The organism is Parvularcula maris, assembly GCF_024505085.1.
Taxonomy (GTDB): Bacteria; Pseudomonadota; Alphaproteobacteria; order Caulobacterales; family Parvularculaceae; genus Parvularcula; species Parvularcula maris.
Genome location: NZ_JANIBC010000004.1, coordinates 103,098 through 118,475 on the forward strand (window position 1 = coordinate 103,098; position 15,378 = coordinate 118,475).

Genomic DNA, 15,378 nt, shown 5'->3' on the forward strand with positions numbered 1-15,378 from the left:
GTGGTCGGCTAGAACCATCTCTCGGGTGTGGAGAAGGAGCCTGCCACGCGAGGGAGGGAATCGCCTAGCGTCTGGGCGATGCCTGCTTCCTTCATCCATCTCCACACCCACTCCGCCTACTCCCTCGCCGAGGGGGCGATCCCGACGAAGGAGCTGACCAAGCTCTGCGAGCGGACGCAGATGCCTGCTCTGGCCGTCACCGATACGAACAACCTCTTCGGCGCGCTGGAGGCGGCGGAGCTGCTCTCGGCGGGCGGGGTGCAGGCGATCACCGGGATCGAGCTGGCGCTCTGCGACGAGGAGGGACCGCTCGACCCCCGCGGCAAGCAGCGCGAGCCTTCGAAGCTGGTCCTGCTTGCTCAGAACGAGGTCGGCTATCTGAGGCTGATGGAGCTGGCTTCCGACAGCTTCACCAAGCCCGCCATCGACAGCACCCCCTGCGTGGCGCTGAGCGAGGTTTGCAAGAGGACGGACGGCATCATCTGCCTCACCGGCGGACCTGAGGGGCCGATCGACCAGGGTTTACGCCGAGGCGACGAGAAGGGTGCCGACGAGGTGCTTCGCATGCTGATGGAGGCGTTCGAGGGGCGCCTCTATATCGAGCTTCAGCGCCACCCTAGCGCCAGCCGCACGGACCGGGAAGGTCGCTACCCGGAGGAGGACACGCTGCTCGAAAGAGCGTATGCGAACGACCTTCCTATCGTTGCTACCAACAACGTCTATTTCGGCGCGGCGGGCGACCATAAGGCTCACGAGGCGCTGCTCTGTATCGCCGAAGGCAGCTATATCAGCCAGGACGACCGGCGCTCCGTTCCGGCCGACTGCTGGTTCAAGCCGGAGGACGAGATGCTCGCCCTCTTCGCCGATCTGCCGGAAGCCACGGCCAACACGGTGGAGATCGCCCGGCGCTGCGCCTACCGCCCGCGCATGCGCGACCCGCTGCTCCCTTCCTTCGCAGGCGACTTCGACGGCGAGGTGGCGGCGCTTGAGAAGATGGCCACGGAGGGGCTGGAGAAGCGCCTATCGGTCATCGAACCGGCTGCTCCGCGCGAGGACTACGAGAAGCGCCTCCGCCACGAGCTCGACGTCATCAAGGGCATGGGCTTTCCCGGCTACTTCCTGATCGTCGCCGACTTCATTCAGTGGGCGAAGGCTGAGGACATTCCCGTGGGGCCGGGCAGGGGCTCGGGCGCGGGCAGTCTCGTGGCCTATGCGCTGACGATCACCGACCTTGACCCGCTTCGCTACAACCTCCTCTTCGAGCGGTTCCTCAACCCCGAGCGTGTGTCGATGCCGGACTTCGACATCGATTTCTGCCAGGACCGTCGCGACGAAGTGATCCGCTACGTTCAGCGCAAGTACGGTCACGACCGCGTCGCGCAGATCATCACCTTCGGTAAGCTTCAGGCGCGCGCCGTCCTGCGCGATGTGGGCCGGGTGCTGCAGATGCCGTTCGGCCAGGTGGACCGGCTCTGCAAGATGGTGCCGAACAACCCGGCGAACCCTGTGACCCTGAAGGAGGCGATCGACGGTGACCCCCGCTTCGCCGAGGAGCGCAAGGGCGACCCGCAGGTGGGCACGCTGCTCGACACGGCACTTAAGCTTGAGGGCCTCTACCGCCACGCCTCGACCCACGCGGCGGGGGTCGTGATCGGCGACCGGCCGCTGCAGGAGATCGTCCCCCTCTATCTCGATCCGCGCGCGGACATGCCCGCGACCCAGTTCAACATGAAGTGGGTCGAGCCCGCGGGCCTCGTGAAGTTCGACTTCCTCGGCCTGAAGACCCTGACGGTCATCCGCCGGGCGCTCGATAACCTCGGCCGAGAGGGGTGCGAACTCGACATCGACCGTATCGACCTCAGGGACGAAGCGACCTTCGCCATGCTCACCCGCGGCGAGGCGACCGGCGTGTTCCAGCTTGAAAGCTCAGGCATGCGCTCGGCGCTCAAGGGCATGAAGCCGGACAGCATCGAGGACATCATCGCCCTCGTCTCGCTCTACCGGCCGGGGCCGATGGACAACATCCCCACCTACAACGCCCGGAAGGCGGGAGAGGAGGAGCCCGACTACCTCCACCCCAAGCTCGAGGGCATCCTCAAGGAGACCTTCGGCGTCATCATCTACCAGGAACAGGTGATGCAGATCGCTCAGGTGCTCTCCGGCTACTCGCTCGGTGAAGCCGACCTTCTTCGCCGGGCCATGGGCAAGAAGAAGAAGGAGGAGATGGACAAGCAGAAGGCCCGCTTCATCGACGGGGCCAAGGCGAACGGCGTCGATCCGAACAAGGCGGCGTCGATCTTCGAGCTGGTCGCCAAGTTCGCGGGCTACGGCTTCAACAAGTCCCACGCGGCGGCCTATGCCTGGATCGCCTACCAGACGGCCTATCTCAAGGCCCACCACCCGGCCGCCTTCCTGGCCGCGTCCATGTCCCTCGACCTCGGCAACACGGACAAGCTCGCCGTCTTCTTCGGCGAGGCGAAGCGGGCCGGGATCACCGTGCACCCGCCCTCGATCAACCGATCCGGCGCCGATTTCGAGGCGAGGGGCGGCGAGGTCTTCTACGCGCTCGGCGCCATCAAGAATGTTGGCTTCGAGGCGATGAAGCACATCGTCCAGGTGAGAGAGGCAGGCGGCCCCTTCACCAGCCTCTTCGACTTTGCCGAACGGGTGGACGGCCGTCAGGTGGGCAAGCGCGCCATCGAGCAGCTCGCCCGCGCGGGCGCCTTCGACGAGGTGCACAAGAACCGAGCGGAAGCCCTGGCGGCGGCGGACCTTCTCTGCCGCTACTCGGCAGCCCAGGCCGAGGAGCGCCAGTCCGCGCAAGGCGGTCTTTTCGGCGGCGGGGGCGAGCAGGACATCATCAGACCCAAGCTTTCCTCGAAGACGGCCTGGGACGTCTCCGAAGCCTTGGAGGAGGAGCGTCAGGCGGTCGGCTTCTACCTCTCCGGACACCCCCTCTCGGCTTTCGAAGAAACGCTCACAGCCCAGGGTATAGGTCCTGCCGGAACGCTCTTCGCCGACGGGGCGGAGCTGCCGCGGCAGACGCTCCTTGCGGGGGTGGTCCGCGAGATCACCCAGCGCCGGTCCAAATCCGGCAAGCCCTTCGCCTGGATCGCCATGTCCGACGAGAGCTGCGAGTACGAGGTGACGGCCTTCTCCGAGGTGCTGGAGCGCTACCGCGACCTTCTCGTTCCCGGCACGCCGCTCCTGGTCTCGGTAAGCTGCGACGATAGCGGCGGGGGCGTCCGGCTGACCGCGGAAAGCTTGCGCAAGCTGAACCGGGAGGGGCCGAAGACCGAGGCCGGCCCCCTCTCGATCTTCGTCTCCGAAGGCGCGGCGCTTCCCGCCATCCGCTCCAGCCTCAAGGCCTGCCGCAGCGAGGAGACCGACATGCCGCCGACTCTCGTCCTTCCCTTGCATGACGAGGGCTACGAGGTGCTGATCAGCCTTCCGCCCGAGTTCCGCGCAGGCGAGAAGAGCCGCGGCCCTCTCCAGCTCATCAAGGGTGTGGGCGGGGTGCGCCAGGCGAGCTAGGTTCCGCACCCTCGGCAGGGGCGAATGGAACCACAGCCCCGCGTCATCTGTCCGGCTGGGCAAAGGAGTTCCACCATGCCCCTCATCCGACCGCTAGGCCTCGGTGCCGCCCTTCTGCTCCTCGCAGCTTGCGGAGGAGAGCCCGAAGCGCCCGGGGATGCCGCGACCGAAGCGTCTGACGAGGTCACGGAGGATGCAGCCCAGACCGCGGCGGACGAGGAGGCCACGCTTCTCTCCCTCATCGAAGAGGAGCCGCGCTTCTCCGTGCTGCGCGAGGTGCTCGAGGCGGCGGACCTCCTATCCACCTTCGAGAACCAAGGTCCCCTCACCCTCTTCGCGCCGAGCAACGACGCGTTCGCCGCCCTTCCGGCCGGGTACTCGGTGGAGGTGCTCAGCGCGCCCGAGAACCGGGAGCTGCTGAAACAGATCCTCGCCTATCATGTGGTGTCGGGTCGGCTTCCCGCCTCCGACATCGTAGGCAAAAGCGGCACGGCGGACACGCTGGCTGGCAGCGGCCTCTCCTATGACGGGACGGGCACGGTGCCGACCATCGGCACGGCGCCGGGCGAGGCGGTGGTGACCATCCCCGATCTCGAAGCCTCGAACGGGGTGATCCACGTCATCGACAAGGTCCTGCTGCCCCCTGCCTGACCCAGCCCGAAAAGGCGCCCACTGACCGATTGGCCACCGTATCTGGGTGTTGGTAAAGCCCCTTCAAATTGGAACAATGACTGGGGCACACCTACGCGGCCTTCGCCCTCTCCCGAAGGGAGAGGTGCCCGTCATACTCGCTAGGGTGCGTACTGTGAACAAGATACGACGTGGCTACCAAGTGCGATCAGCGCACGGACAGCAGCACCCCATCCTCGGCCAGCACGGTCGGCTCGCCGCCCAGGGCGCGTGCTACCGCGAGGGGGTAGAGGCGATGCTCCGCCTTCTGAATACGGGCGGAAAGGGTTTCGGCGGCATCTCCTGCGAGAAGCGGCACGGCGGCCTGACCGATGATCGGTCCCGCATCGAGATCGGCCGTCACGTAGTGGACCGTGCAGCCGGAAAGCGCCGTTCCGGCCGCGATGGCCTGCTCCTGCACGTGCAGGCCGATGAAGCTGGGCAGCAGGGAGGGGTGGATATTGACCATGCGCCCTTCCCATTTCGAGACGAAGCCCGGCGTCAGTACACGCATGAAACCGGCAAGGCAGACAAAGTCCGCTTCTGCGGCGCTGAGAGCGTTTGAAAGGTCCGCCTCGAACGCATCGCGGCTTCGCCCCTTACTGGGGACCGTCGCCGTGGGTACGCCCAGCTCCTCGGCCACATCTAGACCGGCGGCGCCCTCTTTATTGGACAGTACGAGGACGATCTCGCCAGGGAAAACCCCTGCGCGGTGCGCCTTGACCAGCACCTCCATGTTCGAGCCGCGCCCTGAGATCAGGATGGCGATGCGGGCAGTCATGCCTTGGTCAGCGTTCCGAGGCGGAACGAACCGGTCAGCTCCGAAAGAAGGCTATCTGCCTCGGCTTCGGCGACGATGAGCACCATGCCGACACCGCAGTTGAATACCGTCCTCCCTTCCTGGTCGCTGAGCGACCCCGCTTCCTGCAGCCACGAGAAGAGGGGCGGCAGAAGGAGATCGCCGTCGCTTATAGCAGCCTCAAGACCGGCGGGGAGAACGCGGGGCAGGTTCTCAACGAGGCCGCCGCCGGTGATATGCGACAGGCCCTTCAGCACGCCTCGGCGGAAGAGCGGCACCAGCTCCTCCGTATAGATACGGGTAGGCGCCAGAAGCGCGTCGGCGAAGGTGCCGCCCCAGGGGGTCTCGTCCGTGAGGGCTACTCCCTGCTCGGCCATCAGCTTGCGGATCAGGCTGAAGCCGTTGGCATGGGGGCCGGAGGAGGGGAGGGCGATGAGAACGTCGCCTTCCGCCATCTCCTCCATCCGCGGAAGAAGCCGCCCGCGCTCGGCGGCACCGACGCAGAAGCCCGCGAGATCGAAATGACCCTGGCCGTAGAGGCCCGGCATCTCCGCCGTCTCGCCGCCGATCAGGGCCGCGCCCGCCTGGCGGCAGCCCTCGGCGATGCTCTCGATGACGGCAGCCGCGACATCGCCTTCGAGGTGGCCGGTGGCGAAGTAGTCGAGAAAGAAGAGCGGCTCCGCCCCCTGCACCAGCACGTCGTTGGCGCACATGGCGACGAGGTCGATGCCGATGCCCTCATAGCGCTCCGCCTCGATGGCGAGGAGAAGCTTGGTGCCCACCCCGTCCGTGCCGGAGACCAGCACCGGATCCTCGAAGCCCGCCGCCTTGAGATCGAACAGCCCGCCAAAGCCCCCCAAGGAGCCGTCGGCGCCGGGGCGTCGCGTGGCTTTGGCGAAGGGCGCAATGCGCCTGACGAGGGCGTTGCCGGCGTCGATATCGACCCCGGCTTTCTTATAGGCATCGGTCATGGCCCCCGTTAGGCAAGATCGAGGGATCGGGGAAGGGGGTAGGCTCCTGTCGCAGATGCGAGCGCAGAGCCGTAGAGCAGTCCTGGCTTCCAAGAACTCGGCGTAGGGTGGACGCTGGCAGGCGACCACCTTTCCTGAGACAGCGAGCTCGCAAGGTAGCCGCCTTCCGGCGTCTACCCTACGGTGCAGCGGCTGCCCCTTGCCAAACTGGAAGATTCCGCAGCGTTCTTAGCGGTCGCCAGCTTCGCCCTCCGCGTGCTAGGGGTGGGGGAGGTGCAGGAATCTCAGGGACCCATCATGCTGCGTATCGTGCTCATTGCGGCGCTTTTCGTTCTTTCGGGCAGGGCGTTGGCCCAGGATGTCTTCACCGTGGCCGAAGTGCCCGTGTCGGCAGAGGCCGAGTCGGCTGCCGAGGCGCAGGCGCTCGCGCGGGAGCAGGGGCGGCGCCGGGCGCTGGACCTTCTCTTCAGGCGTCTGGTGGCCGAGGAGGACTGGATCTACCTGCCCAACCTTGCCGCCGGGACCGAGGCCAAGGGCGGCGCCGATCAATACGACATCTACAGCGAGGACGGCTTCGCCGCCGACCCCCGCCGCGCCATCGCCATCCCGCCCGAGCGCATCGACGATCTCGAGCAGGAGACGACGCCTTTCAACGAGAAGTCCTCGGGCACGTCCTACCGCGCCCGCATCACCTACCGCTTCAAGGCGGACGCCATCCGCAACATCCTGCGCTCGGCCAGGCTGCCTTACTCGGAGGAGCAGGCGCGGGAGGTGCTGATCCTGCCCGTGCTGGTGACGGAGAACGACACCTATCTCTGGGAGGCGAAGAACCCCTGGGCGCGGGCCTGGCTGCAGCGGCCGCTGACCAACGAGCTGACGCCCATGATGCTGCCCAGGGGCGACGTCATCGACGTGCAGGCGATCACCGCCGACGAGGCGAAGGAGCTCAATGCGGCTTCCTTACGCGCCTTCGCCGAGCGCTACGGCCAGGGGCAGGTCTATCTGGCGCTCGGTCGCCTCAGCCAGGAGGGCGAGCAGTTCCGCTTCTACGTCCAGCTCATCGACGCCACGCCTCCCGACATCACGGTGGAGGGCACCGGCCCCTCGGCCATCGGCGAGCAGGTGACGGACCTTTTCTTCCGCGGCGACGCCGACGACTTCCCGGCCCTTGCTCGCCGCGCGGTGGAGAGCACTGTGCAGCGCCACGCCAATACGTGGAAGCGGCGCACGCTGGTCGATTACGGCCTGCAGCGCGAGTTCCAGCTCACTGCCTGGTTCGACGGCCAGCAGGCCTGGGCGCATATCCAGGACGCCGTGCGCAAGACGGCCCTGACCCTCGACTACGAGACCCAGGCCTTCAACCGTGAGAACGCCATCATGCGGCTCACCGTGGTCGGCTCGGAGCAGCAGTTTGAGCTGGCCATGCAGGAGCGGGACCTGATCGTCTGGCAGGACACCACCGAGCGCTGGCATATCGCCGAGACCGCCCTGGCGCAGCAGCTTCAGGGGCGCCTCGGCCCCCTCACCACCGAGATCGACCAGGAGGCCAGCAAGCGCCGCGGCCTTGGCCGCTTCTTCCGCCGTGGGCGTGACCGCGACGGCGGGGTCGAGGAGGTAGAGCTCGATCCCATCGGGGCCGAGGAGAGTGCTGGGGACGGCGACGAGGAGGACGTGCCCGAGCTGCCCGACGATCTGTTCGGCGATGGCGGCGAGGGGCGCTGACTTGTCCGGCGGAGGCCAGCCGGCCCTGCCGTTCTCGCCGCGCATCACCGAGCCCACCCCCTACTGCCCTACGGCCTCGCAAGGGGACGCAGCAGAGATGCTGCCTCGCCTGATCAGGGCCGCGACGACGCCTCGCGGCTTGACGGCGATCCTGCTGCGCGGGCCGCAAGGCTCGGGCAAGAGCCGGATGCTGGAGGAGCTGGCCCTCTCGGAGGGGCTGGAGTTCGAGGCGCTGCCTGCCCACGACACGCCGCCCATGGAGCTGTTCGGCGAGATCAACCGCTGCGCCGCCGCCAGTCAGGCGCTGATCATCGAGAGCCGCGAGGAGACCGGGCGGCTGTTCAGCTTCGAGGACGTGCCGCCGGACCTTCACTCGCGCCTAGCCTCGCTGCCGGAACTGAGCATCGACCGGCCCAGCGAGGAGGAGCTGTCGGCGGCCCTCGCGGCGGACCTCATGCTGCACGGGCAGAGCCTCAAGCCAAGGGACCTGGCCGCCGCAGCGCGCCAGATGCCGCGCAACTTCGCCGCCGTGCGGCTCTTCTGCCGAGCTCTTGATAGGGTTCCTGCCTTGGGAACATCCGCTCAGCGGTTGAGTTGGGCTATGGAACGTGCCCAACAGCTACTCGGGGCGAGCTGAACTGCCGACGCTCGCCGATGGGGAACGGAGACGAGCGTGAGCGTGAGCGAAGCAAGCACCGACACAAACGGCGAGGACGGCGAGCCGACGATCGGCCCGTCCGATCCTGACCGCTTCATCAACCGGGAGCTGTCCTGGCTCGATTTCAACGACCGGGTGCTGGAGGAGGCCGACAATGAGCGCCACCCCCTTCTGGAGCGGCTGCGCTTCCTGTCGATCTCAGCCAGCAATCTCGACGAGTTCTTCATGGTGCGGGTCGCAGGGCTGGTCGGTCAGGTGAGGGCCGGGGTGACAAGCCTCAGCCAGGAGGGGAACTCACCGAGAAAGCAGCTCCGCCTCATCAACGAGCGGGCCAGCGCCTTGATGAAGCGGCAGCAGAAGACCTGGGCGGTGCTGCGCGGCAAGCTGGCCGAGGAGGGCATCACCCTTTGCGACACGGATGACCTCTCGGCCGAGGAGGAGGCTTGGCTCGAGAAGGAGTTCCTGACCAACATCTTCCCCGTGCTGACGCCGCTCGCGCTTGACCCGGCGCATCCCTTTCCGTTCATCCCTAATCTCGGCTTCGTGCTCTGCTACCGTCTCAAGGGTCCCGATGACGAGCTGACTGCGCTTCTGCCGGTGCCCAGCAAGGTGCGCCGCTTCATCCGCCTGCCGAGCAGCGGCGAGGCGGGGGGAGGTCCCGCGCGCATCCGCTATGTCAGTCTCGAGAAGACCATCTCGCACTTCCTCCACCACGTCTTCCCCTCACGGAAGATCGTCTCCTGCGGCGCCTTCCGTATCATCAGGGACAGCGATGTGGAGGTCGAGGAGGAAGCTGAGGACCTGGTGCAGCAGTTCGAGACCATGCTCAGAAGGCGCCGCCGGGGCGACGTGATCCGCCTCACCATGGACCACGACATGCCTTTCCTGCTGCGCGACCTGATCGGCGCGAAGCTCGACGTTCACCCCAACGACGTGGTGCCGGTGGAGGGGCTCCTGGGTCTCGTCCAGACGGCGGAGATGATCCCCTCGGACAGGCCCGACCTTCTCTTTCCGCCCTTCGAGGCGCGCTTTCCCGAGCGCATCCGCGAGCACAATATGGACTGCTTCTCGGCGATCAGAAGCAAGGACATCGTCGTCCACCATCCGTATGAGGATTTCGACGTCGTGGTGCAGTTCCTCAAGCAGGCCGCCGCCGATCCCGATGTCATCGCCATCAAGCAGACGCTCTACCGAACCTCTAAGGGATCGCCCATCGTCGCGGCCCTGATCGAGGCGGCGGAGAGCGGCAAGAACGTCACCGCCTTGGTCGAGCTGAAGGCCCGCTTCGATGAGGAGGCCAATATCCAGTGGGCGCGGGCGCTGGAGCGTGCGGGGGTCAACGTCGTCTACGGCTTCGTCGACTACAAGACCCACGCCAAGCTCTCCTATGTGGTGAGGCGCGAGGGCAACGGAACCAAGTCCTACGTACACGTAGGAACGGGCAACTACCATCAGATCACGGCGAAAATCTACACCGACATCGCCCTTTTCACCACCGACGAGGCGATCGCGCGGGATACGGCGCGGGTGTTCAACTACGTGACAGGCTACGCGGCGCCAAGCGAGTTCGAGCGCCTCTCCGTCTCGCCCATCAACATGCGCCAGGACATCGAAGGGCTGATCGACCGGGAGATCGCCTTCGCCAAGGATGGCCGGGGCGGGGCCATCTGGGCCAAGATGAACTCGCTAGTGGACGGCAAGCTGATCGACCGGCTCTACGAGGCCAGCTCGGCCGGGGTGCAGATCGACCTCATCGTGCGCGGCATCTGCTGCCTGAGGCCGGGTGTCGAGGGGCTGTCCGAGAACATCCGGGTCAAGAGCGTCGTCGGGCGCTATCTCGAGCACTCGCGCATCTTCTGCTTCGGTAATGGCGGGCCTCTGCCATCGGACCAGGCGAAGGTGTTCATCAGCTCCGCCGACTGGATGCCTCGCAACCTGAACCGCCGGGTCGAGGTGCTCTGTCCCGTGACGAACGAGACGACCCACAACCAGATCCTCGACCAGATCATGGTGGCGACCCTCAAGGACAACATGCAGAGCTGGACCCTGGGTCCCGATGGCTCCTACAGCCGCGTGGAGGCACCGGACGAGGAGAGCCAGTTCAACGTCCACAACTACTTCATGACCAACCCCTCCCTCTCCGGGCGGGGGACGGCGCTCAAGGAGCAGTCGCCGCGCGAGCTTTCGGTGAGGAGCTGATATGGTGGAGTACCCGCGAAGAGCCGTCGTCGATATCGGATCGAACTCCGTCCGCCTCGTGATCTTCTCCGGCCCGCCGCGGGTGCCCATCGCCATCACCAACGAGAAAGCGCTCTGCGGTCTCGGCGACCGCGACCCGAAGACGGGGGAGCTTCGCGAAGAAGCGATGGAGCGGGCACTGGCGACGCTGCGCCGCTTCCGCGCCGTCATCGAGAGCGAGGAGCCGGAGACCCAGGACGTCTTCGCCACCGCCGCCGTGCGGGATGCACCCAACGGCAAACGCTTCCTTCAAGAGATCAAGGAGATCGGCTTCAACCCGCGACTGATCGCGGGGGAGGAGGAGGCAAGGCTAGCGGGGCTCGGCATCCTGTGTTCCGCGCCCGAGATCAAGCGCGAGCGCATGCCCGCCATTGGCGGCGACCTCGGCGGGGGCAGCCTGGAGCTCAGCCTTCTCGGCGGCCCTGGCGAGGAGGTCGATCATATGGCCAGCCTGCCCATCGGGTCGCTCAAGATGCAGACCGATTTCGGCGACGACCTGAAGGCCGGCTACAAGGCCGTACAGGAACATTTTGCCACCCTGCCCTGGATCGCGGAGAGCCGGACGCCGCAGATCTACGTGGTCGGCGGCTCCTGGCGCGCCATCGCTAGGGTAGCCATGGCCCGCTCCGAGTACCCCGTGCCCATGCTCGACCATTTCACTATGGAGACCGAGCATGCGCTGGAGGTCTGCGGCTTCGTCGAGGAGAGCGACGCGGAGGACCTAGGCGAGATTAGCGGTGTGCAGAAGAAGCGCGCGCCGGTCCTGCCGATGGCGGCCATGGTGCTGCGGACGCTGATCGAGACCGCCCATCCCGAACGGGTGGTGGTCAGCTCCTGCGGGGTGAGGGAGGGGCTTCTCTTCGACCGTCTTCCGGCTCGCCTGCGCGCCCAGGAGCCGATCATCGCCATGGCCGAGGACCTCGCCGAGCGACTGGCAGGCGGGCGGAGGCCCGACGGCAGGGCGGTGAGCAACCTCGTCGACCCGCTCTTCTTCGACGGACCGACGCTGCAGCGACTACGTTTCGCCGCGGCGTTGATGATCCGTTCGGGGAACATGGTACACCCCGACCGCCGGGCCGAGCATGCCGCCGCGACCATCATGGCGACGCCCTTCCTAGGCATCGACCACAAGGAGCGCGCCATGCTGGCCCTGATGATGAAGGCGCGTTTCAACGGCAGCATCGGCAAGTCCGATGGGACGATCCCGCTGGAGATCTTGGACGAGGAGCAGATCACCTACTCGGTACGGGTTGGATACGCCCACCGTCTGGCGGCTGCTCTGCGTACGCCGCTTTACAACCGGAAGAGCGGCTTCGCCCTCAGCCGCGACGCGGATGTGATCGAGCTCAGCGTCGAGGACCATGTCCGCGACCTGGTGGTAGAGACCGGGCTCAAGGACCTCGAGCGGATGGCGTCCTCCTTCGATGCGGAGGCGAAGATCGTTACGGCGTCTTCTGCGTGATCGACACCCTGCCGCGCTCCAGGCCTAGGAACAGCTCGCCTCGCTTGAGCTGCAGCGCGACATCGCCGAACACCTCCCGCCGCCAGCCGTGAAGGGCGGGCACGTCGGCCTCGTCGCTGCGGGCGATGGCGTCGAGGTCGCTAGCCGAGGCGAGAAGCTTCGGCGCGACGTTGTGGACCTCGCACTGACGCTTGAGGAGGACGCGGAGAAGGTCGACCACGTCGGGCGGCGCCTGCTCGCGCTGGCGTTCTCCCAGGGAGGGGAGATCCTCGCGGGGTATCTCCATCCCGGCCTTGACCGCCGCCAGCATGCCCTTGGCCACGGAGGAACGCTCGAACCCGTTGGGTACGGAGCGCAGACGGCCTAGCTCCTCGGACGTGGTAGGCCGCGCTCGGGCGACCTCGAACAGGGTGTCGTCCTTGACGAGCCTGGCGCGGGGCTGGTTGCGCTCCTGGGCTTCGCGCTCACGCCACTTCGCCAGCTCGATCAGCGGGCCGAGCTCTTTCGGTTTGACGTTGCGCAGCTTGAGCCGCTTCCAGGCATCCTCCGGGTACACGCGGTAGAGGTCGGGGTCGCCGAGCGCCTGCATCTCCTCTTCGACCCATCCCCAGCGCCCGCTCTCCTCGAGCTTAGCCTTCAGCTTGGTGTAGACATCGCGCAGGTGTGTGACGTCGCCGAGCGCGTAGGTGAGCTGTTTCTCCGATAACGGACGGCGTGACCAGTCGGTGAAGCGGCTGCCCTTGTCCACCTGCTGCCCTGTCAGATCACGGACGAGCGGCTCGTAGCCAATCTGGTCGCCATAGCCGAACACCATGGCTGCGACCTGGGTGTCGAAGAGGGGGGTCGGCACCTCGCCGAAAAGATGGACGAAGATCTCGATATCCTGCCGCGCGGCGTGGAAGATCTTGAGGACCGCTTGATCGGCGAGAAGCTTGGCGAAAGGCGTGAGGTCCACCCCCTCGGCCAAGGGGTCGATGATGACGGCATCGTCCGGGGTAGCCGCCTGGATCAGGCAGAGCTGGGAGTAGTAGGTCTTCTCGCGAAGGAACTCAGTATCCACCGTGACGAAGGGGGCGTCGTGGGCGGCCTTGCAGAACTCGGCGATCTCTTCGGTTTTGGTCAGAACTTTCAAGCGGTGGTTCCCTTGGTCATGACCAGTGTCGGCCAGCGGGGTGTGCCCCCCGTCTTGTGGAGGGTGAAGCCGAGCTCCTGGTAGGTGCTCAACACGCCTTGCATCTGTTCATCCAGGAGGCCCGCGAGGATGATCGTGCCGCCATCAGCTGTCACTTGCTGGATGTCCGGCGCCAGCTCCTTAAGCGGTCCTGCGAGGATGTTGGCGAAGACGAGGTGGTAGGGAGCGCTAGCGCGGATCAGCTCATGGTCCGTACCCGCCGCAACACCGAACGTGATGCCGGAGGCTTCGTTGATCCCTGCGTTCTCTTCGGCGATTTGGGTCGAACGCTCGTCGATGTCGGTGGCGATGATCTCGGCGCCCGCGAACATTTTCCGCAAGGCGATGGCCAGGACGCCGGAGCCTGTGCCGATGTCGAGCACCCTGCCGGGCGTGGTTTCAAGATCGCCCAACACGTCCAGGCACCCGGCTGTGGTCGGATGATGCCCGGTGCCGAAGGCCTGGTTGGCTTCGATCTGCAGCTTGATGCCGTCCTCGCTGGCTACCTTGTCCGCATCGTGACTGCCGTAGAGGACGAAGGGTCCGGCACGGACGACGCCCAACCCTTCTAGAGCATGGGCGACCCAGTCGCGGTCGGGTAGCTCTTCCTCCTCATGGGGCGGCGTGCCTTTGGGGAGCAGCTCCAGCGTGCCAGCGGAGATAGGCTCCTCGGTATAGGCGAGGAGCGCCCAGTTGCCGTCGGTGGTACGCTCCGTATCGGGATTGTCCTTCACTAGCGAGGTAGCCGCGACGGCCGGGTCGGCGATCTCAGTCAGCACCTCTTCAATGGCTTGCAAGAGAGGCAGCTCGGCCCGCCATGCGGTACGGTAGGTCATGGCGCGACCCTTAGGAGGCCGTGTTTCTTCTTGCCGATGGAGAGCTTGATGACCTCGCCATCGAGATCCTCGGTGGTCAGCGGGCGCTCTTCCTTAAGGGCCTGGCCGTTGATCTTCAGGGCACCGGCTTTGATGTGGCGGCGGCCCTCGCCGTTGCTGGCGATGAGGCCTAAGGCCTGGAACGGGACGAAGAGGGGGAGGCCCGCCTCTAAGTCCGAACGGCTTGCCTCCGTGCTCGGAAGATCGGCTGCCGTGCCGCCCGCCTCGAAGGTGGTGCGCGCCGTCTCGGCCGCCCGTTCGGCCTCGTCCCGGCCGTGAAGGAGGGCTGTGGCCTCGGTGGCCAGCACCTTCTTCGCCTCGTTGATCTCGCTGCCTTCGAGGCCAGAGAGGCGCTGCACCTCGTCCATCGGCAGCAGGGTGAAGCGGCGTAGCATGCCGGCTACGTCGGCATCCTCCGTGTTGCGCCAGAACTGCCAGTACTCGTAGGGCGAGGTGCGTTCGGCGTTGAGCCAGACCGCGCCGTTCTCGGTCTTGCCCATCTTTTTACCCGACGAGGTGGTGACGAGCGGCGTGGTCAGGCCGAAACCTTGTGCTTCAGTGCCTTCGCTGGCGGCAACCCGGCGGATCAGCTCGGTCCCGTTGACGATGTTCCCCCACTGATCGCTCCCGCCCATCTGCAGCGTGCAGCCGTAGCGGCGCTGCAGCTCCAGGAAGTCATAGGCCTGCATCAGCATGTAGTTGAACTCGAGGAAGGTCAGCGGCTGCTCACGGTCGAGGCGCAGCTTGACCGAGTCGAAGGTCAGCATACGGTTGATCGTGAAGTGGACACCGTAATCTCTGAGGAAGGGGATGTAAGAGAGCTCCGACAGCCAGTCGTCGTTGTTGACCATCATCGCATCCTGCGGCCCCTCGCCAAAGGTGAGGAAGGGCTCGAAAGCCCGGCGGATACCGGCGATGTTCGCTTCGATGTCGGCGGGCGACAGGAGCTTGCGCTGCGTGTCCTTGCCGGAGGGGTCACCAACCTTGGTGGTGCCGCCGCCCATCAGGACGATGGGGCGGTGGCCCGTGCGCTGCAGATGGTGCAGCATCATGATCTGGGTCAGGCTGCCCACATGCAGGCTGTCGGCGGTGGCGTCGAAGCCGATATAGGCGGCGACCGGACCGTTCAGGAGCGCCTCGTCCAGAGCACCTGGATCGGTGATCTGGTGGATGAAGCCGCGCTCTTCGAGCGTGTTCAGGAAGTCGGACTGGAAAGACTGCGCCATCGGGGGTGTTTGCCCGCCCTTGTCCTGCGCGGCAAGGGCGGCATGCTCGTTGG

At 66.2% G+C, this 15,378-nt stretch carries 11 protein-coding genes; 6 read left to right on the top strand and 5 right to left on the bottom strand.

The genetic code is table 11. The annotated features are described in order from the left end of the window. The first annotated feature begins 78 nt into the window (after positions 1-78). Entirely contained in the window at positions 79-3,534 is a 3,456-nt protein-coding gene (dnaE, locus tag NOG11_RS07485) for a DNA polymerase III subunit alpha (protein ID WP_256619100.1), read from the top strand. 75 nt (positions 3,535-3,609) lie between these two features. Then, positions 3,610-4,185, top strand: a complete 576-nt coding sequence (locus NOG11_RS07490; RefSeq protein WP_256619101.1) for a fasciclin domain-containing protein — start codon at positions 3,610-3,612, stop codon at positions 4,183-4,185. Positions 4,186-4,372: 187 nt separating this feature from the next. On the opposite strand, the gene purN is transcribed toward NOG11_RS07490, so the two are convergent. Both purN and purM read right to left on the bottom strand, forming a co-directional pair. Continuing rightward, a complete protein-coding gene (gene purN, locus NOG11_RS07495; RefSeq protein ID WP_256619102.1) occupies positions 4,373-4,984 on the bottom strand; it encodes a phosphoribosylglycinamide formyltransferase in 612 nt (203 codons plus the stop codon). Further along, positions 4,981-5,973 carry a phosphoribosylformylglycinamidine cyclo-ligase gene (gene purM, locus NOG11_RS07500; protein ID WP_256619103.1) on the bottom strand — a complete coding sequence of 331 codons (993 nt, stop codon included), beginning with the start codon at positions 5,971-5,973 and terminating at the stop codon, positions 4,981-4,983. Before purM ends, purN begins: the two co-directional genes overlap by 4 nt. Positions 5,974-6,270: 297 nt before the next feature. On the opposite strand from purM, the gene NOG11_RS07505 reads away from it, so the two are divergent. From NOG11_RS07505 to NOG11_RS07520, 4 genes are read left to right on the top strand one after another with little or no spacing between them, the layout of a single operon-like run. Beyond that, on the top strand, positions 6,271-7,695 hold the full coding sequence (locus NOG11_RS07505) for a DUF2066 domain-containing protein (protein ID WP_256619104.1): 1,425 nt from the start codon (positions 6,271-6,273) through the stop codon (positions 7,693-7,695). A gap of 1 nt (position 7,696) precedes the next feature. Continuing rightward, positions 7,697-8,332 carry a P-loop NTPase family protein gene (locus NOG11_RS07510; protein WP_256619105.1) on the top strand — a complete coding sequence of 212 codons (636 nt, stop codon included), beginning with the start codon at positions 7,697-7,699 and terminating at the stop codon, positions 8,330-8,332. A gap of 36 nt (positions 8,333-8,368) precedes the next feature. Then, positions 8,369-10,552, top strand: a complete 2,184-nt coding sequence (locus tag NOG11_RS07515) for an RNA degradosome polyphosphate kinase (protein ID WP_370468246.1) — start codon at positions 8,369-8,371, stop codon at positions 10,550-10,552. A gap of 1 nt (position 10,553) precedes the next feature. Beyond that, positions 10,554-12,053 carry a Ppx/GppA family phosphatase gene (locus NOG11_RS07520; RefSeq protein WP_256619107.1) on the top strand — a complete coding sequence of 500 codons (1,500 nt, stop codon included), beginning with the start codon at positions 10,554-10,556 and terminating at the stop codon, positions 12,051-12,053. Here NOG11_RS07520 and rnd read toward each other — a convergent pair. From rnd to tyrS, 3 genes are read right to left on the bottom strand one after another with little or no spacing between them, the layout of a single operon-like run. After that, a complete protein-coding gene (rnd, locus tag NOG11_RS07525) occupies positions 12,034-13,185 on the bottom strand; it encodes a ribonuclease D (protein WP_256619108.1) in 1,152 nt (383 codons plus the stop codon). The two genes, NOG11_RS07520 and rnd, sit on opposite strands and share 20 nt — an antisense overlap. Further along, positions 13,182-14,060, bottom strand: coding sequence for a 50S ribosomal protein L11 methyltransferase (locus tag NOG11_RS07530; RefSeq protein WP_256619109.1), 879 nt, complete (start codon positions 14,058-14,060; stop codon positions 13,182-13,184). Before NOG11_RS07530 ends, rnd begins: the two co-directional genes overlap by 4 nt. Further along, complete coding sequence (gene tyrS, locus NOG11_RS07535; RefSeq protein WP_256619110.1) at positions 14,057-15,325, bottom strand: tyrosine--tRNA ligase; 1,269 nt, start codon at positions 15,323-15,325, stop codon at positions 14,057-14,059. The genes NOG11_RS07530 and tyrS overlap by 4 nt, the downstream gene beginning before the upstream one ends. Positions 15,326-15,378 lie beyond the last annotated feature (53 nt).